20 protein-coding genes are annotated in these 16063 nt (G+C 66.9%); 7 read left to right on the top strand and 13 right to left on the bottom strand.

The window, feature by feature from the left end; genetic code table 11:
- Positions 1-147: 147 nt before the first annotated feature.
- Together ACYCAX_RS01660 and ACYCAX_RS01655 are read left to right on the top strand one after the other, a co-directional pair.
- Positions 148-714, top strand: a complete 567-nt coding sequence (locus ACYCAX_RS01660) for a TetR/AcrR family transcriptional regulator (protein WP_041712012.1) — start codon at positions 148-150, stop codon at positions 712-714.
- A 183-nt stretch (positions 715-897) separates the two neighbouring features.
- Complete coding sequence (locus ACYCAX_RS01655) at positions 898-2343, top strand: SulP family inorganic anion transporter (RefSeq protein WP_015477604.1); 1446 nt, start codon at positions 898-900, stop codon at positions 2341-2343.
- A 1-nt stretch (position 2344) separates the two neighbouring features.
- Here ACYCAX_RS01655 and ACYCAX_RS01650 read toward each other — a convergent pair whose 3' ends face one another.
- The gene (locus ACYCAX_RS01650; protein WP_015477603.1) at positions 2345-2563 is read right to left on the bottom strand and encodes a hypothetical protein; all 219 of its coding nucleotides are present in this window, start codon (positions 2561-2563) and stop codon (positions 2345-2347) included.
- A 67-nt stretch (positions 2564-2630) separates the two neighbouring features.
- On the opposite strand from ACYCAX_RS01650, the gene ACYCAX_RS01645 reads away from it, so the two are divergent.
- Positions 2631-2834 (top strand): hypothetical protein, encoded by a 204-nt coding sequence (locus ACYCAX_RS01645; RefSeq protein WP_460247296.1) that lies wholly within the window; start codon positions 2631-2633, stop codon positions 2832-2834.
- 122 nt (positions 2835-2956) lie between these two features.
- Here the strand turns inward: ACYCAX_RS01645 and ACYCAX_RS01640 are convergent, their stop codons facing one another.
- The 3 genes from ACYCAX_RS01640 to ACYCAX_RS01630 all read right to left on the bottom strand — a co-directional run bounded on the left by ACYCAX_RS01640 (position 2957) and on the right by ACYCAX_RS01630 (position 5224).
- Entirely contained in the window at positions 2957-4150 is a 1194-nt protein-coding gene (locus tag ACYCAX_RS01640; RefSeq protein ID WP_460247295.1) for an MFS transporter, read from the bottom strand.
- 106 nt (positions 4151-4256) lie between these two features.
- Positions 4257-4472: a tautomerase family protein gene (locus ACYCAX_RS01635; RefSeq protein WP_015477600.1), complete on the bottom strand. Its 216-nt coding sequence runs from the start codon at positions 4470-4472 to the stop codon at positions 4257-4259.
- 17 nt (positions 4473-4489) lie between these two features.
- Positions 4490-5224: an SDR family NAD(P)-dependent oxidoreductase gene (locus ACYCAX_RS01630; RefSeq protein WP_294973358.1), complete on the bottom strand. Its 735-nt coding sequence runs from the start codon at positions 5222-5224 to the stop codon at positions 4490-4492.
- Positions 5225-5356: 132 nt separating this feature from the next.
- On the opposite strand from ACYCAX_RS01630, the gene ACYCAX_RS01625 reads away from it, so the two are divergent.
- Positions 5357-6268 (top strand): LysR family transcriptional regulator, encoded by a 912-nt coding sequence (locus tag ACYCAX_RS01625; RefSeq protein ID WP_460247294.1) that lies wholly within the window; start codon positions 5357-5359, stop codon positions 6266-6268.
- A 41-nt stretch (positions 6269-6309) separates the two neighbouring features.
- Here ACYCAX_RS01625 and ACYCAX_RS01620 read toward each other — a convergent pair whose 3' ends face one another.
- The 6 genes from ACYCAX_RS01620 to ccoN form a co-directional block, all read right to left on the bottom strand.
- Positions 6310-6750, bottom strand: coding sequence for a nuclear transport factor 2 family protein (locus tag ACYCAX_RS01620; RefSeq protein WP_294973362.1), 441 nt, complete (start codon positions 6748-6750; stop codon positions 6310-6312).
- A gap of 139 nt (positions 6751-6889) precedes the next feature.
- The gene (locus tag ACYCAX_RS01615; RefSeq protein ID WP_015477596.1) at positions 6890-7393 is read right to left on the bottom strand and encodes a GNAT family N-acetyltransferase; all 504 of its coding nucleotides are present in this window, start codon (positions 7391-7393) and stop codon (positions 6890-6892) included.
- A gap of 97 nt (positions 7394-7490) precedes the next feature.
- Positions 7491-8351, bottom strand: coding sequence for a LysR family transcriptional regulator (locus ACYCAX_RS01610; RefSeq protein ID WP_015477595.1), 861 nt, complete (start codon positions 8349-8351; stop codon positions 7491-7493).
- 47 nt (positions 8352-8398) lie between these two features.
- Positions 8399-9538 (bottom strand): HPP family protein, encoded by a 1140-nt coding sequence (locus ACYCAX_RS01605; protein ID WP_294973364.1) that lies wholly within the window; start codon positions 9536-9538, stop codon positions 8399-8401.
- A gap of 111 nt (positions 9539-9649) precedes the next feature.
- Positions 9650-9859 carry a hypothetical protein gene (locus ACYCAX_RS01600; protein ID WP_015477593.1) on the bottom strand — a complete coding sequence of 70 codons (210 nt, stop codon included), beginning with the start codon at positions 9857-9859 and terminating at the stop codon, positions 9650-9652.
- A gap of 11 nt (positions 9860-9870) precedes the next feature.
- Positions 9871-11316: a cytochrome-c oxidase, cbb3-type subunit I gene (ccoN, locus tag ACYCAX_RS01595; protein ID WP_015477592.1), complete on the bottom strand. Its 1446-nt coding sequence runs from the start codon at positions 11314-11316 to the stop codon at positions 9871-9873.
- 373 nt (positions 11317-11689) lie between these two features.
- Between ccoN and ACYCAX_RS01590 the strand changes: the two genes are divergently transcribed.
- Both ACYCAX_RS01590 and ACYCAX_RS01585 read left to right on the top strand, forming a co-directional pair.
- On the top strand, positions 11690-12082 hold the full coding sequence (locus tag ACYCAX_RS01590; RefSeq protein ID WP_294973369.1) for a DUF6306 domain-containing protein: 393 nt from the start codon (positions 11690-11692) through the stop codon (positions 12080-12082).
- Between the two features lie 47 nt (positions 12083-12129).
- The gene (locus tag ACYCAX_RS01585) at positions 12130-12552 is read left to right on the top strand and encodes a GIY-YIG nuclease family protein (RefSeq protein WP_294973371.1); all 423 of its coding nucleotides are present in this window, start codon (positions 12130-12132) and stop codon (positions 12550-12552) included.
- Here ACYCAX_RS01585 and ACYCAX_RS01580 read toward each other — a convergent pair.
- On the bottom strand, positions 12544-13452 hold the full coding sequence (locus ACYCAX_RS01580) for a LysR substrate-binding domain-containing protein (RefSeq protein ID WP_041712006.1): 909 nt from the start codon (positions 13450-13452) through the stop codon (positions 12544-12546). The two genes, ACYCAX_RS01585 and ACYCAX_RS01580, sit on opposite strands and share 9 nt — an antisense overlap.
- A 128-nt stretch (positions 13453-13580) precedes the next feature.
- On the opposite strand from ACYCAX_RS01580, the gene ACYCAX_RS01575 reads away from it, so the two are divergent.
- Entirely contained in the window at positions 13581-14531 is a 951-nt protein-coding gene (locus tag ACYCAX_RS01575; protein WP_015477588.1) for a DMT family transporter, read from the top strand.
- A gap of 1 nt (position 14532) precedes the next feature.
- On the opposite strand, the gene ACYCAX_RS01570 is transcribed toward ACYCAX_RS01575, so the two are convergent.
- On the bottom strand, positions 14533-15363 hold the full coding sequence (locus tag ACYCAX_RS01570; RefSeq protein WP_015477587.1) for a peptidylprolyl isomerase: 831 nt from the start codon (positions 15361-15363) through the stop codon (positions 14533-14535).
- Positions 15364-15375: 12 nt separating this feature from the next.
- Entirely contained in the window at positions 15376-16059 is a 684-nt protein-coding gene (narI, locus tag ACYCAX_RS01565; RefSeq protein WP_015477586.1) for a respiratory nitrate reductase subunit gamma, read from the bottom strand.
- Between the last annotated feature and the right edge of the window lie 4 nt (positions 16060-16063).

Below are 16063 nucleotides of genomic sequence, written 5' to 3'. Positions count from 1 at the left end.
CCTTTTAAAAACAAAATGAGTCAATATTGTCTCATATGCTTCTAGAGTGTATAAAATGTGACATATCCTTTCAAAAGGAGAGGCTTTTTCTGCACAATGAGACTCTCCAACATCGAAGCAACCCGACACCCGGTTCCGAGGCTACGAATGACACTCACTGCCCACGATGAACGTCTTCTCAATGCGCTGGCCGTCGCTATCGTCGATCGCCCTCGGGCGACACTGAAGGAGCTGGCGGCATCGGCAGGGGTGAGCAAGGCCACGTTGCACCGCTTCTGCGGCACCCGTGACAATCTGCTGGAGATGCTGGACAACTATGGCCACTCGGTGATCCGGCAGATCCTCGAGGCCGCCGAACTGCAGCAGGCGCAACCGCTGGATGCACTGCGCCGGCTGATCGGCGAACACCTCAAGCATCGCGAGATGCTGGCCTTCCTGCTCTTCCAGTACCGCGCCGAAAGCCTCGACATCGAAACCACCACCGAACGCTGGCGCTACTACACCGCCGCCGTGGACGCCTTCTTCCTACGCGGCCAGCAGATCGGCGTGTTCCGCATCGACATCACCGCCGCGGTGTTCACCGAGCTCTTCCTCTCGATGGTCTACGGCATGGTCGACGCCGTGCGCTATGGCCGGGCGGCCAGCTCCAGCTCGGCCAGCGTGCTGGAGCAGTTGTTCCTGCACGGGGCGCTGGTACAGGGGCAGGCCGGATAGGGCGGTGGCCCGGTTTCACCCGCTTCGCCATGAGCGCGGATCGAAGCCCGCGGTATCGTCGAGGTCGGGTCCTCGGCTCCGGAGAACTGACCGGTACGCCGCGCGGGTGTAGCGAGTGGCCGTGCGCGATGCATTTCCGTACCATTGCCGATCTTTTTCGCAACACCCGTCCCGAGTCGAACCATGAAACCCGCCCGCCTGCGTGCCGATGTCCTGGCAGGACTGACCACGTCCTTCGCCCTGGTACCCGAGTGCATCGCCTTTGCCCTGGTCGCCCACCTCAATCCGCTGATGGGGCTGTATGGCGCCTTTATCCTCTGCACCCTGACCGCGTTGTTCGGCGGACGGCCCGGCATGGTGTCCGGCGCGGCCGGTTCGATGGCGGTGGTGATCGTCGCCCTGGTGGTGCAGCACGGGGTGCAGTACCTGCTGGCCACGGTGCTGCTGGGCGGGCTGGTGATGATCGGCTTCGGCCTGCTGCGCCTGGGCAAGCTGGTGCGGATGGTGCCGCACCCGGTGATGCTGGGGTTCGTGAATGGCCTGGCGATCGTCATCGCGCTGGCGCAGATGGAGCATTTCAAGGACGGCGAACACTGGCTGAGCGGCAACCCGCTGTACCTGATGCTGGGGCTGGTGGCGCTGACCATGACGGTGGTGTATGGACTGCCGCGCCTGACCCGCGCGGTGCCGCCGGCGCTGGTGGCGATCCTGGGCGTCGGCCTGCTGGTCTACCTGCTGAACCTGCCGACCCGCACGTTGGGCGATATGGCGCACATCGCCGGCGGCCTGCCGCCGTTCGCTCTGCCGGACATCCCGTGGAACCTGGAAACCCTGCGGATCATCGCGCCCTATGCCTTCCTCATGGCGATGGTCGGGCTGCTGGAAACCCTGCTGACCCTCAACCTCACCGACGAGATCACCGAGAGCCGCGGCTTTCCCGACCGCGAGTGCGTGGCGCTGGGCGGCGCCAATATCGTTTCCGGGCTGTTCGGCGGCATGGGCGGCTGCGCCATGATCGGCCAGACGGTGATCAACCTGAGCTCGGGCGGCCGTGGCCGGCTGTCGGGCGTGGTGGCCGGGGTGATGATCCTGTTCTTCGTGCTGTTCCTATCGCCGCTGATCGAGCGCATCCCGCTGGCGGCGCTGGTGGGCGTGATGTTCGTGGTATCGCAGCAGACCTTCGCCTGGGCTTCGCTGCGGGTGCTGCACAAGGTGCCGCTGAGCGACGTGCTGGTGATCATCGCGGTGACCGCGATCACCGTGGCCACCGATCTGGCGACCGCGGTGTTCTGCGGCATCATCCTCGCCGCCCTGGACTTTGCCTGGAAACACGCCCGCGAGCTGTACGCCGATGTGCATGACGAGGCCGATGGCAGCCGGCTCTACCGCGTGCACGGCACGCTGTTCTTCGCTTCCAGCACGCCGTTCCTCAACCAGTTCGACCCGGCCAATGACCCGCAGCAGGTCACCCTGGACTGCGCGCACCTGAGCTTCGTCGATTACTCGGCCATCGCCGCGCTGAAGACGCTGCGCGAGCGGTATGCCAGGGCGGGCAAGCACCTGCGCGTGGTGCACCTGTCGGAGCGCTGCCGGCAGTTGCTCAAGCGCGCCGGTATCCAGCACGCCTGAGTCAGGGCCTGGGGGTGGCATCCGGGGTGCTGAGGGCCTGCCAGACGAGTTCGAGGGCGTCGGCATCCCTGAGCAACTGGCGCCTGGCACAGCGGATGCGCCGCGCCTGGTCTTCGCTGCAGGCGCGGGCCAGCAGCTCCTGGAGCAGTTCGGCGGCAACCTCGTTGTTGTAGGCCGTCGTGCGGACGGCGCGTAGATGGCGTTGTTCCTGCTGGCGCATGTCGTGTTCCCCCGGCCGGACCCGGTCTCATTCCTCGGAATTTCACCTTGATGCCGATGATGCCTTCGTGGCTGCGCCCTTCGCCATCGAACGCTTTCTGGATCCCGAGCGAGCGGGTCAGGCTGGTCCGCTCGACGAGCCGGTAGTCGACGTCCAGGTTCAGTTCGCCCCAGGTACCGTCCTGGTCGGCGCTGAACGGGACGGCGCGTCGGCGGAGGAAAACTCGGTCTTCATCCGGCCCTTGAACTCATGCCACGCGCTCGGGCGATGACCCTTGTCGTCCTCGGCGCGGGTTGCGGCTCAGCAGCTCACCGTCGAGCCCCCACAGGCTGATGGCGCCGGGCAGGATGCCGAGCAGCCGCGTCACTCCCCGGAGCCGCGCAAGGTCGTTCGTCAGTCGTGCGGCCGGGGCGAGGGCCGAGAGGCGCCGGCGACGTAGAAGAAGGCGCCGACGGCGATGCAGCCGGCGAGCATCACGAACACCCAGTGCGGCGCCCACAGGCTCAGGGCGAAGCCGACCAGCACCGGGCCGGCGCCGCCGCCGAGGTTCGACAGGTTCTGCGTGCCGTAGTACACGCCGCGCAGATGGGGCGGGGCGATGCGGTCGATGAACATGTACTCGGCGGGGATCACGATGATCTCGCCGAGGGTGAACACGACCATTGCCAGGCCCCAGTGCGCGAGATGCCGGGACAGGCCGAAGCCGACGATGCCCAGCACGAACAGGCCCAGGCCGACGATCAGCCAGCGCTGCAGGTGCGCATTGTCGATGCGTTTGCCCAGCAGGTACTGCAGGCAGATCACCGTCACCGCGTTGACCCCGAGGATGGTCTGGATCACCTGGTAGGCGTATTCCGCCGTGCCGGTGGCGACCAGGTACTGCGACAGGTAGGCGGAGAACTGGCCGAATACCACGGCGGTGAAGGCCCCGCCGACGGTGAAGTACATCAGCCGGCGATCCCGCGACAGCACGCCCATCACCGCCAGGAAGGAGGGCGGCGCCACCCCGGCGGCCGGGCGCATGTCACGGTCGCCATAGCGCAGGAAGGCCAGCAGAAAGAGGCCGCCCAGGGCCGCGGACACCATGAAGGGCAGCTTCTGGCTCCATTGCGCCAGCCCGGCGCCGATGAAGGGACCGATGGCGTAGGCGAGGTTGATCAGGGTGTAGCGGATGGAGAAGGCGCGGCTCTGCTCGCCCGCCGCCAGCAGCCGGCCGAAGGCGGTCTTCACCACCACGTCGGTCACCGAGTAGGCGAAGTTGAAGCCGAGCAGGAAGAAAAAGAACAGCCAGAGGTTGTCCGTCAGGCACATGCCGATGAAGGCGGCGACGAAGCAGGCGCTGAAGCCGAGGATCAGGCGGTAGCCGGGCATCCGGTCGATCAGGTAGCCGCCGTAGAGGCTGATCAGCGAACCGCCGACCAGCGCCCCGCCCAGCAGCAGGCCGATGCGGCTGACGGCCAGGTCGAAGTTCGTCGAGAGGTAGATCACCAGGTAAGGCAGGGTAATGGCGCGCGCCAGGGTCAGCAGGAGCGTGGAGCAGAGCAGCAGGTTGACCTGCAGCGGGTAACGCTTGAGCGCGGCGAGCATTCCATGCCTCGGTACGGACGTTGGGGGATGCCGCGATGCTAGCAGCACCCCGAAGGTGCGGCGCAATCGCCGGAGGCCCTGGCGGCCCCCCGGCGTGCCCGCAGCTTCAGTCGCCGGGCTGCTTCGCCCGCGCGCGCAGCGCCTTGACGGTTTCGCCGCCCACGCCCCAGCTGTCGGTGGGGATTTCCTGGATCACCACGAAGGTGCTCGCCGGCGGTTTTCTCAGTACCCGCTCCAGCAGTTCGGTCACGCCTTCGATCAACTGGCGGCGTTCCTCGGCGGTCACCCCTTCGTCGGTGACCTGGATGTTCACGTAGGGCATTGCGGTTCTCCTGTGGTTTACCAGGTGCCGGTGGTGGATCCACCGTCGACATTCAGAATGGCACCGGTGACGAAGGTCGAGTCGGTCAGGTAGAGCACGGCGTCGACGATGTCCCGCGGCGTGCCTATCTTGCCGGTGGGCGCCAGGCTGCTGAGGAAGGCGCTGGTTTCGGCGTCCTCGGCGTGCATCGGGGTCTGGATGATCCCCGGCGCCACGGCGTTGACCTGCACCTGGGAGCCCGCCAGCTCCAGCGCCAGGCCGCGCACCGCGCTGTTCAGACCGCCCTTGATCAGCACCGGCAGCAGCGCCGGTACCTTGGCGTTGGGCTGCAGGGCGATGGCGGCGGTGATGGCGACGATGTGCCCCGAGCCGTTGGCGGCCATGTGCCGGGCGGCGGCCTGGGCGGGGTAGAAGAAGCCCTTGAGGTTGGTGTCGACGATGGCGTTGACCTCATCCTCGCTGTACTCGGTCACCGGCTTGGGAATGAAGATGCCGGCGTTGTTGATCAGGATGTCCACCTGGCCGAAGGCTTCGGTGGCCTGGGCGAACAGGCGTCTGGCGGTTTCCGGTCGGGCGATGTCGCCCTCCACCAGTAGGAAGTTGGCCGGGTTGCCCAGCTTCTGCGCGGCCTCCTGCAGGCGGGCCTGGCTGCGGGCGTTGCCCACCACGTTGTAGCCGCGCGCCAGGTAGGCCTCGGCGATGGCGAAGCCCAGGCCGCTGGAAGCGCCGGTGACGATGACGGTCTTGCTCATGATTGAGTCTCCTCAAGTGAGGCGGGGCGGGATGCCCGCGTCTTGGGGGCCAATCTAGGCTGCAAGCGCTGCTTGAAAAATGAGGTTCATGGCATTTGAATTGATACCTCATGTAATGAATCGGGCTGCGCCATGACTCGCCATTTCGACGACCTGCAACTGGGCAGCATCGAGCTGTTCTGCCTCGCCGCGGAAACCGGCAGCTTCACCGCCGCGGCCAACGAGGCCGGCATCACTCCGGCGGCGGTGAGCCGTTCGGTGGCGCGCCTGGAGGAACGCCTCGGCGTGCGCCTGTTCGTCCGCACCACGCGGCAGATGCGCCTGACCGAAGGCGGGCGCAACTACTTCGAACAGTGCCGCCAGGCCCTGGGCCAACTGGTGGATGCCGAGCGCGAGGTCACCGGCGGCCAGAGCGTGCCGTCCGGCCGGCTGCGCATCAGCGTGCCGACGCCTTACGCGCATTTCCGCCTGCTGCCGCTGCTGCCGGAGTTCCGCCGGCGCTACCCGCAGGTGACGGTGGACATCCACGTCAGCAATCGCAACATCGACTTCGCCGACGAAGGCTATGACCTGGCGGTGCGCGGCCGCGAGCCGGCGGATTCGAGTCTCGTCGCGCGGCGCCTGGAGGATGCCGAACTGGTGGTGGTGGGCACCCCGGACTACCTGCGGTGCGCCGGCACGCCACGGACACCGGACGATCTCGACGGCCATGAGTGCATCCAGTACGACCTGCCCAGCACCGGGCGCCGGGTGCCCTGGTCGTTCCGGGTCAATGGCCGGGTCGTGGAGGTGGAAACCTCGGGCAGTTGCACGGTGCTGGAAGACCACCTGGCCACCGCGACCCTGGCGAAGCACGGCGGCGGGTTGATGCAGGCCTATCGCTTCACCGTGCAGGCGGAACTGGCTGCCGGCGAGCTGGTGGAGGTGCTGGGCGACTACGGCGGCACCACGCGCCCGTTCCTGCTGATCTACCCCCATGCGCGGCACGTGCCTTCGCGGGTGCGGGCGTTCATCGAGTTCATGCTGGAGCAGCGGGGGCGCTAGCCGTGGGGCCCGCCGGTTGGACTGGCCGGCGGGCCGTGCCGTCATCCGTGCGCGTGGGCCTTCTGGGCGGAGAGGTAGGCGCCCAGGCGCCGGCCCATCTCCTCGCCGAGGGCCTGCAGGCCGCTCATGGGGCGGATCATCACCTCGAACTCGACGATCTTGCCGGTTTCGTCGAAGCGGATCATGTCGATGCCCTTGAGCTCGCGGCCGTTGACCTGGGCGCTGAACTCCAGGACCACGCTCAGGCCATCGCCGGTGGCCAGTTGGCGGTGGTAGACGAAGTCGCCGAACACTTGCAGCACGGTGCCGAGGATGGTCGCCGCCACCGGGGCGCCGGGGTAGGGCGTGTGGGCCATCGGCGAGCGGAACACGATGTTCGGCGACAGCAGCTCCGGCAGCCCGGAGAAGTCCTTGCCGGCGATCATCTGGTGCCAGCGTTCCAGGGATGCGGCGGCCTGCGGGTTCAGGTTGAGGGTGGACATGGGGTACCTCCTGATCGTTCTTGTCATTTGAACAGGACGATACGTCCGTGCGCGGAACCCGCTCAATGATCGGAAATGACAGAAGACTGATCCTGCCGAACAACCGCCCGCCGCCGCGCAGCGGATCGTCAGCCGCTTCTCAGTGCGTCCAGGGATTGATGAAAAAGCTCGCCAACTGCGGATCGTCGCCCGGATCGACGTGCCGGACCGACCGCGGCAGGGCGCCCAGCACGGCTTTCCAGAACGCCGCCGCCAGCTCGTCGCCGGTGTAGTAGCGCACCAGCCAGGGACCGGGATTGTCCAGCAGCACGCGGGTGGCGACGGTGCGGCCGACACCCTGGCGCCGGTACTTCTTTAGCACGAACAGGTCGGCCAGCTCCAGCGCGTCGATGCCCGGCAGTTCGCTGCCTTCGATCAGCAGGAAGCCGGCGATGAAACCGTCGACGAGGATCAGGTTGGCGCTCCATTCCGGTTCGCTCCAGTAGCGCGCCAGGTGTTCCTCGTGGAGGTAGAAGCGGCCGTCCACTTCCACGTCCTCCTGCTCCCAGTCCGAGGACTCGTAGGCGTAGAACTGGTAGAGGTTGCGGATCAGCTCGATGTGTTCCGGGCCGGTCGCTACCAGCTCGATGGGGTGGTCGGTCATGGCGGTGCTCGTGGCGGTGCGCGGGGCGCACGGCAGAGGGGGATCAGGTAATTTTCGCGCAATGCGCCAGTATTGCCAGCGCCATGCGGGATGCTCGTCAGATCATCGGATCCCAGCGCTGCGACCAGTCGGTGTCCTGCGCCACCACCTCGCGCAGCAGGGTGAAGGCCTGCTGCAGCGCCTGCGAGTCGCGGTCGCGGGAATACACCAGGTAGGTCGGGTAGCTGAACTCCGGCGCGCGCGGTACACGGCGCAACACCTTGCGGTCCAGGTAGCTCTGCACCACCCGCGTGCGGAAGTAGCCCGAGCCGCCGTTCTCCAGGATGTACTGCAGCGCCAGCGGGCCGAGGTTGAAGGATACCGGCGCCTTGGACAGCTCCGGCAGGGCGCTGTCGTGCTGCTGGCGGAAGCCTTCGCCCCAGTCGATGTAGACGTAGGGCTCGGGGTTCTGCGCGCGCACCAGGATCAGCTTTTCCTCCAGCAACTGTTCCACCTGCATCCCCGGCCAGTAGGTCGGATGGTAGACCAGCGCCGCGTCCAGCACGCCCAGCTCCAGCTGGCGCAGCAGGCTCTGGCCGTCGCCGATGTCGGCGCGCACGGCGTGGTCGCCGATGACCTGGCGGATGCGGCTGACCCAGCGCAGCATCAGCGGGTTGCACAGGCTCACCTCGCCGCCGATGTGCAGCACGTTGTGGTAGCCCTGTGGCAGCGGCAGGTCGCGCTGGGCGGCTTCCCAGGTCTGCAGGATCTGGTTGGCATAGGTGACGAAGGACTCGCCGTCCGGGGTGAGGCGCGCCCCGGCGCGGTTGCGTACGAAGAGGGTGCAGTTGAGGTGGCTCTCCAGCTTCTGCACCCGCGCGGTGACGGCGGTCTGGGTGATGTGCATGCGTTCGGCGGCGGCGACGAAGCTGCCGTGGCGAACGATTTCCAGGAAGGTGCGGGTCAGGTCGATGTCCATGAGCGGAGTCTGCGCGAATCAGGCGGCCAGTGTAGCGGAAACCGGGGTCAACCCAGGTGACTGAGCAGGTCGCGCTGCAGGGCGGCGATCAGGTCGGTCTGGGTGATCACCCCGACCAGCTCGCCACGCTCCAGTACCGGCAGGCAGTGCAGGCCTCGGTCTGAGAGCAGCGGGATCAGTTCCACCGCATGGGCGTCGGCGTCGACATGCAGTACCGGGCGGCTCATCACTTCGCCGAGCACGCGGTCGCGGCGCAGGCCGACGCTGCCGAGCAGGCCCTTCAGCCAGCCGCCCTTGCGTTTCGGCGCGAGCAGGTCGATCAGGCTGACGATGCCCACCAGCCGGCGTTCTTCGTCGAGGATCGGCAGCGCCTTCAGGTGGTGCTTCACCAGCAGGCGCAGGGCGTGGCTGATCGGGGTGTCCGGCGCGGCGCAGACCAGGTCGCGGGACATGATCTGGTGCGCGCGGGTGTCGCCCATGCTGCGGCGCAGGGCGTGGCGCTCGGTACTGCGGACGATGAGTTCGAGGTCGTCGCGGGTGATGTCGACGAAGGCGCCCAGTTCGTCCAGCGCCAGATCGAGGTCGGCGGCCTGGATGCCGACGCGCTCGCCGGGGGTTGGGTCCTGGGTCTGGTGATCGTCCTTGATGACCGTGCGCCGGCGCGGATAGGGCATGCGCGTGAGGTTGTTGAAGATCACCGCCAGCAGCACCAGGCCGAGGCCGCCGCTGATCGCCGGCAGTGGCGCCATCCACGCCGGCTCGCCAGGCAGCGGCGCGGCGAAGACCATGCAGAACGCCACTGCGCCGCCGGGCGGATGCAGGCAGCGCAGCGGGTACATCAGTACCAGGCTCAGGCCCAGCGCCAGGGCCGCGCTGGGCATCCCGACCGGTAGCCAGAGACCGATCAGCAGGGCCACCAGCGAGGCGCACAGGTAGCTGCCGATCACCGACCAGGGCTGGGCGAGGGCGCCGGAGGAGACAGCGAACAGCAGGATCGCCGAGGCGGCCCAGGGGCCGGCGAAGTGCAGGGCCACCGAGGAGCCGAACAGCACGCCGCAGGTGACGGCGATCAGCAGGAAACCCATGCTGGCGCCGCAGGAAGCGCGCAACCATTCGCGGGGACGGGTGTGGGGAATATCGGGAAGGTACGTGGCGGCACGCTGCCGCCAGCCGGGCAGGGAGAGCATCTGGCTGGTCCAGGAACGTCAGGGCGGAAAAAAGGCCGGGCTCTTGCGGCAAGAGCCCTGCAAGGGTGCCGCAGGCGGCACTTGGGGAGGCCCCATCCGTGGGGCGGGAAATCAGGCGCGCATTCGATAGGGCGGCGGCGCTTCCGGCAGCGGCTGGACGACCCGTTCGCAGCGCCGGCCGGTGGCTGCTGTCATGCGCCGGGCGGCTTCCGGGTCGTCGGCGAAGGGTAGCAACGCGGCCTGCTCGAAGCTGTCGCCGCGACAGGCGCGCCAGCAGGCCACGGCGCAGGCCAGCAGACCGAAGAACATCAGCAGGGTCATGCTCTGGCTCCTCAGGCCGTGGCCGCCGTGCCGTGGCTCACCGGCTCGCCCGCACGTACGGTGAGCCAGGTGTTCCAGGCCATCAGCAGCATGCCGCTGGCGAAGGTGGCGCCGCCGAGCAGGCGCACGATGTAGCCCGGATGGCTGGCGGCCAGCGCTTCGACGAAGGAGTAGGTGAGGGTGCCGTCTTCGTTGACCGCGCGCCACATCAGGCCCTGGGTGATGCCGTTGACCCACATGGAGGCGATGTACAGGACGGTGCCGATGGTGGCCATCCAGAAGTGCGCGTTGATCAGGCCGACGCTGTGCATCTGCTCGCGGCCATAGAGTTTCGGGATCATGTGGTAGAGCGCGCCGATGGAGATCATCGCTACCCAGCCCAGGGCGCCGGCATGTACGTGGCCGATGGTCCAGTCGGTGTAGTGCGACAGCGAGTTGACGGTCTTGATCGCCATCATCGGACCTTCGAAGGTGGACATGCCGTAGAAGGCCAGGGACACCACCAGGAAGCGCAGGATCGGGTCGGTGCGCAGCTTATGCCAGGCGCCGGAGAGGGTCATCATGCCGTTGATCATGCCGCCCCAGCTCGGAGCCAGCAGGATCAGGGACATCACCATGCCCAGCGACTGGGCCCAGTCCGGCAGCGCGGTGTAGTGCAGGTGGTGCGGGCCGGCCCAGATGTACAGGGTGATGATCGCCCAGAAATGCACGATGGACAGGCGATAGGAGTAGATCGGCCGTTCGGCCTGCTTGGGCACGTAGTAGTACATCATGCCGAGGAAGCCTACCGAGAGGATGAAGCCCACCACGCTGTGGCCGTACCACCACTGGATCATCGCGTCGGTGGCGCCCGAGTAGATCGGGTAGGACTTGAGCAGGGTCACCGGCACCGACAGGTGGTTGACCACGTGAACCATCCCGGTCACCACGATGAAGGCGCCGTAGAACCAGTTGCCCACATAGATGTGGCGCACCTTGCGGCGGGCGATGGTGCCGAAGAACAGGTAGGCGTACACCAGCCAGAGCACCGTGACCCAGAGGGCGATGGGCCACTCCATCTCGGCGTATTCCTTGGAGGTGGTGATGCCCAGCGGGTAGCTGACCACCATCGCCACCAGGCTCGCCTGCCAGCCCCAGAACAGCAGGTTGGCCAGGCCGTCGGAGATGATCCGCACGCGGCAGGTGCGCTGCACCACGTAGAAGGAGGTGGCGAACAGCGCGCTGCCGCCGAAGGCGAAGATCACCAGGTTGGTGTGGATCGGCCGGATGCGCCCGAAACTGGTCCAGGGCATGTCCAGGCTCAGTTGCGGCCACACCAGCTGGGCGGCGATGAACACGCCCATGAACATCCCGAGGATGCCCCAGCCCAGGGTGGTCAGAGTGAAACGGCGAACAATGTCGTAGTTGTAGACGCTGCTGTCGGGGGTGTTCTGATCGAGGGGTATCGCGCTGTCCATCTTGATTCCGTCGTACTCCGGTTGACTGACGGCTCCCTGTCCGCCGCAGGGGTACGGTCGGACGGACGAACGTCGTGGGAGGCAATTCGTCGCAGGGGAGCCGAACTAGTCTGAACAGACGGGATGGATGCAACAAACGAATAATAATGCAGCATAAGTGCAGTAATTTTGATGTTAATGCGAGCGACTGCCACGCAAGCGCTCTGGCGCGCCTTGCTCAGGATCAAGGATGGCGTACGCAACGGTGGAAATGACGACGTGGCGCGTGGGAGGGATCCATTCAAAAAAGTGCAGCATCAGTGCAATTCAATTCATTTAAATCCGAGCCGGCGGGCGGTCTAGCATGGGGCTTCGCGATCATGAGGAGCCGTCCATGCCCACTCTTCCCGCCGACCTTGTCGACTGGCTGCAGACCCTGATGCGTGCCGAGCGCGCCGGTGCGCGGGTCATGCTCGACAGCCTGCGGCAAACCGACGAACCCGCCGTGCGCCGGCGCCTGGAACTCCTGCACCAGGGCGAGGCCGACAGTTGCCGGCACCTGCGCGCCTGCCTGGAGCGTCTGGGGGTGCAGCCGGACACCGGCATCGGCGACTTCCACGCCAGCGCTATGGCCATCGAGGACCTGGAACTGCGCTTCGATTTCATCGGGCGTGGCCAGCGCTGGGTCGCCCGCCAGATTCGCCAGCGCCTGCCGGAAATCGAGGCGCCCTGGCTGCGCGAGGAGCTGCAGGCGGTGCTGCGCCTGCATGAGGACGGTGAAGCCTGAACCTTGGGTGAGTATCCTGGGCCCCGTTGACCACGGAGCGCTGCCACATGGATGGGATGACCCGGATTCGCTTTGCCGAGATAGACCTGCGCGTTCCCGCCGAGCCCGGCCTCTATGAAATCCATAGCCTGGATGGCCAGGCGCTGAAGGTCGGCATCGGCAAGAACCTGCGCAAGCGCCTGACCCAGCACTATCGTTCCCGCCAGAGCCGCCTGGTGCTGAAGGCGGGCGGGGACTGGAGCAATCCACGGGATGTCGAGAGCAAGCAGTCGATCCTCGCCAAACACCTGTTCTTCGCCGAAGTGGACGGCTATGACCTGAAGAGTGAGGCGGGGCGGCGGGCCTTCCTCGATGAGCGCTGCTACATCCTGTTCCGCACCACCGCCACTCGGGAGGAAGCGCGCGAGTTGGAGAAGCGCAAGGAGGCGAGCGGCGGGTTCCGCTTCGTCGGCCTGACCGATTCAGCCTGATCTTTCGCCCACCGAGGCCAGCAGCCAGTCATGGAACAACTGCGCCGAGGGCGACAGCTGGCGGTGCCGCAACGACACCAGGTATTCGCCGCGCTCGGTCACCAGCGCATGGTCGGTCACCCGCTGCATCTCGCCCTTGGCCACTGCCTCGTCGGCCATAAAGCTCCACGCCAGGCCAATGCCCATGCCCTGCTGCACGGCGCGGTAGGCGAGGGTGAGCTGGTTGAACACCGGGTCGCTTTCCGCCGGCTGGTAGTCCCTGCCGAAATGCGCGAACCAGTCGTGCCAGTCCAGGCAGCTCCAGGCCGAGGCATCCAGTTGCACCAGGGGCGCGGCGGCCAGTTGCTCGAGGGTCGTGATCGCCGAGACGTCCAGGTCCGGGCGCGCCACCGGGTAGACGACTTCCGGCAGCACGAACTGGCTGTTCAGCGTGGTCCAGTCGCCGGCGCCGTAGAGGATGCCGAGGTCGAAGTCCACCAGGCTGGCTTCGTCGATCTCGTTGATCGCATGCACGTGCACGGCGATGCCGGGGTGCGTCTTGTTGAACTCGATCAGCTTGGGGAACAGCCAGAACTGTGCCAGCGCGTGGGTTGCCAGCACCGATACGGCGTTGCTCTGGTGCACGTTGCGGATGCGCCGCACGCTGTGCTGCAGGCGATCGAGCAGCATGTCCACGGTGCCCAGCAGCTCGGCGCCGGCGGCGGTCAGGGTGACACCGCGCGGCTTGCGCTCGAACAGCGGCACCTTGAGGTTGTCTTCCAGCGCGCGCATCTGCTTGCTCACCGCGCTCTGGGTGAGAAACAGCTCGGTGGCGGCCAGGGTAAAGCTGCCGCAGCGGCCCACGGCCTCGAAGGTGACCAGGGTTTCCAGGGGCGGCAGGGTGCGCAGGTAACGGCTGATGACGGTTCTCCGGTTGACAGATGCTCAGCCATTCCCGTGGGGAATGGCTCGGTGCGGATTTATCCTTGGTCAGACGCTAGCACAGTCGCTACCGTGGCGGCATTTCCGACTGATCGAGGTAACGGGTAATGAAACGCGGGGTGGTCTACGCAGGCATGGCAGGCGCAATCTGGGGCGGGGTGATCCTGGCACCGTCGCTCGTGCCGGAGTTCAACCCGCTGCTGATCAGCTCCGTGCGCTTCGCCCTGTACGGCGCCATTTCGCTGCTGATCGCCCTGCCGGTGGCCCTGGGCTTGCTGCGTCGGGTCAGTCGCGAGGACCTGTCGATGCTGGTGCGCCTGTCCCTGGCCGGCAACCTGCTGTATTTCGCGCTGCTCTCGGCGGCGGTGCAGTTCGCCGGGGTGGCGGCGGCCTCGCTGATCAACGGCATCATGCCGCTGGCGATCAGCTACCGCAGCCGTTCCGAACAGGACTCGCTGCCGCTGTCGCGGATGAAATTCCCGCTGGCGCTGGTGGCCCTGGGCATTCTCTGCATCAACCTCGACCCCGCGGCGCTGATGGCCGCCGGCAGTACGCCGGGCGAGCGCATCCTCGGCATCGTCTGCGGCTTCTGCGCGGTGGTCTGCTGGTCCTGGTACGCCACGGCCAACGCGCGCTACCTGAAGGCCAGCCATTTCACCAGCCACGAGTGGTCGACGCTGACCGGCGTGGTCACCGGTGTCATGGCTATCGTGCTGGCGGGCGTGGGCGTGCTGGTCGCGCCGCAGGCGGTGCCCACCGGCATTTCCTCGGAGCGCTGGATGGCGTTCCTCTGGGTGTCGCTGTTCCTCGCCGTGTTCGGCTCGTGGGTGGCCAATGGCCTGTGGAACGCCGCGACGCGCCGCCTGCCGATGAGCCTGGGCGGCCAGTTGATCGTCTTCGAAACGCTGTTCGCCTGTGCCTATGCCTACATCAACGAGCAGCGGCTGCCCGGCCCGGTGGAGGCGCTGGCGATTGTCCTGCTGACTGTCGGCGTGCTCTGGGCCATCGGCCTGCACCGCGCGCCCGCCGAGGTCGAGGGGCGCGCGGCGCAGTCCTGATTCACGGCCCGAGATCGTTGCGCCGGTTGCCGGAGCCTTCGATGGGGTCGTCGTCCAGGCGGATGCCCTCGACGCCGATTTCCGCCTCCAGCGCCAGCAGGTACTGGCGCAGGGCGTGGCGGGTGGATTCCTCGCGCAGGCTGTGGTGCACCCGGTTGGCGACCTGGTCGTAGGGCAGGGGCTTGCGCTCCTGGCGTTCGTCGACGCTCACCAGGTGCCAGCCGTAGCGCGACGCCAGCGGCCGCTCGTGCAGGCCGACGGGCAAGCGCTGCAGCGCCTGGTCCAGCTCGGCCACGGTCTGGCCGGAGGTCAGCCAGCCCAGCTCGCCGCCGTCGTCCTTCGACGGGCAGGCCGAATGCCGCTGGGCCAGATCGGTGAAGCGTTCCGGGTGTTCGCCCAGCTCCTTCAGCAGCTTTTCGCCCAGGCGGTAGTGCGCATCGCGAGCCTTGGCGTCTTCCGGCGCGGCGGGCAGGAGGATGTGCCGCACGCGTAGCCGGGTGGGCTCGGAGAAGCGTTCGCGGTGGGTGTCGAAGTAGCGGCGGCAAGCGCTTTCGTCGGGCTCCGGGACGTTCAGTTCGCGCTCCAGCAGGGCGGCCACGGCCTGATCGTTTTCCTCCTCATGGCCGGCCGCCAGCCCGAGCATGGCGGCCCGCTGCGCCAGCAGCTCGCGCACTACCAGGGCGCGGGCGGCCTTGAGCTGGGCCTCGGCCAGCGACGGCGAAGGGTGGAAGGGCGTTTCCCTGGCGATGTCGGCCTCGCTGAGTTGCGTGTCGCCGACGCGGATCACCGGCGCCGGGGCGTTGGGCAGGTTCTCGACTGCGATCATGTCCATGTCTGTCGTTCCTTAGCTGCGCCGGCGGACGATCTGGTAATTGCGCCCGAAGTAGCCCAGCGGAATGCTCCACACGTGCACCAGGCGGGTGAAGGGGAACAGCAGGATGATGGTCAGGCCGAGGAAGATGTGCAGCTTGAAGATCAGCGGCGCGTCCATCACGAAGCCGGCTGCGTCGCCACGGAAGAACACGATGGCCTGGGCCCAGTTGGCCAGCAGCAGCATCATGCCGCCGTCCAGGTGGTGCAGCGAGGCGAAGATGGTGATCAGCCCCAGGCACGCCTGCAGCAGGAGCAGGGCGATGATCAGGTTGTCCATCACGCTGGAGGAGGCGCGTACCCGCGGGTTGGTCAGCCGCCGCCAGAGCAGCATGGCGCCGCCGATCACGCAGAGCACGCCGGCCACGCCGCCGAAGAGGATGGCCATGATCTGCTTGTGCCCGGCGGAGAGGAACGGCGCGTAGACCCAGTGCGGCGTCAGCAGGCCGACCAGGTGGCCGAAGAAGATCGCCAGGATGCCGATGTGGAACAGGTTGCTCGCCAGGCGCATGTTCTTCGACGAGAGCATCTGGCTGGAACCGGTCTTCCAGGTGTACTGGCCGTGGTCGTAGCGCATCAGGCTGCCGAGCAGGAACACCGAGCCGGCGAGGTAGGGGTAGATGCCGTAGATGAAGTGGAACAGGTAGTCCTCGAACATGATG

Source organism: Pseudomonas sp. MT3 (genome assembly GCF_054720805.1).
The sequence above is the reverse complement of the archived record's forward strand: the minus strand, read 5'-3'. Positions and strand labels throughout refer to the sequence as shown.

What these genes read in the sequence shown, in the direction of transcription:
- ACYCAX_RS01660 (WP_041712012.1), top strand. Translation starts at nt 148, where the DNA reads ATGACACTCACTGCCCACGATGAACGTCTTCTCAATGCGCTGGCCGTC.
- ACYCAX_RS01655 (WP_015477604.1), top strand. Translation starts at nt 898, where the DNA reads ATGAAACCCGCCCGCCTGCGTGCCGATGTCCTGGCAGGACTGACCACG.
- ACYCAX_RS01650 (WP_015477603.1), bottom strand. Translation starts at nt 2,563, where the DNA reads ATGCGCCAGCAGGAACAACGCCATCTACGCGCCGTCCGCACGACGGCC.
- ACYCAX_RS01640 (WP_460247295.1), bottom strand. Translation starts at nt 4,150, where the DNA reads ATGCTCGCCGCGCTCAAGCGTTACCCGCTGCAGGTCAACCTGCTGCTC.
- ACYCAX_RS01635 (WP_015477600.1), bottom strand. Translation starts at nt 4,472, where the DNA reads ATGCCCTACGTGAACATCCAGGTCACCGACGAAGGGGTGACCGCCGAG.
- ACYCAX_RS01630 (WP_294973358.1), bottom strand. Translation starts at nt 5,224, where the DNA reads ATGAGCAAGACCGTCATCGTCACCGGCGCTTCCAGCGGCCTGGGCTTC.
- ACYCAX_RS01625 (WP_460247294.1), top strand. Translation starts at nt 5,357, where the DNA reads ATGACTCGCCATTTCGACGACCTGCAACTGGGCAGCATCGAGCTGTTC.
- ACYCAX_RS01620 (WP_294973362.1), bottom strand. Translation starts at nt 6,750, where the DNA reads ATGTCCACCCTCAACCTGAACCCGCAGGCCGCCGCATCCCTGGAACGC.
- ACYCAX_RS01615 (WP_015477596.1), bottom strand. Translation starts at nt 7,393, where the DNA reads ATGACCGACCACCCCATCGAGCTGGTAGCGACCGGCCCGGAACACATC.
- ACYCAX_RS01610 (WP_015477595.1), bottom strand. Translation starts at nt 8,351, where the DNA reads ATGGACATCGACCTGACCCGCACCTTCCTGGAAATCGTTCGCCACGGC.
- ACYCAX_RS01605 (WP_294973364.1), bottom strand. Translation starts at nt 9,538, where the DNA reads ATGCTCTCCCTGCCCGGCTGGCGGCAGCGTGCCGCCACGTACCTTCCC.
- ACYCAX_RS01600 (WP_015477593.1), bottom strand. Translation starts at nt 9,859, where the DNA reads ATGACCCTGCTGATGTTCTTCGGTCTGCTGGCCTGCGCCGTGGCCTGC.
- ccoN (WP_015477592.1), bottom strand. Translation starts at nt 11,316, where the DNA reads ATGGACAGCGCGATACCCCTCGATCAGAACACCCCCGACAGCAGCGTC.
- ACYCAX_RS01590 (WP_294973369.1), top strand. Translation starts at nt 11,690, where the DNA reads ATGCCCACTCTTCCCGCCGACCTTGTCGACTGGCTGCAGACCCTGATG.
- ACYCAX_RS01585 (WP_294973371.1), top strand. Translation starts at nt 12,130, where the DNA reads ATGGATGGGATGACCCGGATTCGCTTTGCCGAGATAGACCTGCGCGTT.
- ACYCAX_RS01575 (WP_015477588.1), top strand. Translation starts at nt 13,581, where the DNA reads ATGAAACGCGGGGTGGTCTACGCAGGCATGGCAGGCGCAATCTGGGGC.
- ACYCAX_RS01570 (WP_015477587.1), bottom strand. Translation starts at nt 15,363, where the DNA reads ATGGACATGATCGCAGTCGAGAACCTGCCCAACGCCCCGGCGCCGGTG.
- narI (WP_015477586.1), bottom strand. Translation starts at nt 16,059, where the DNA reads ATGTTCGAGGACTACCTGTTCCACTTCATCTACGGCATCTACCCCTAC.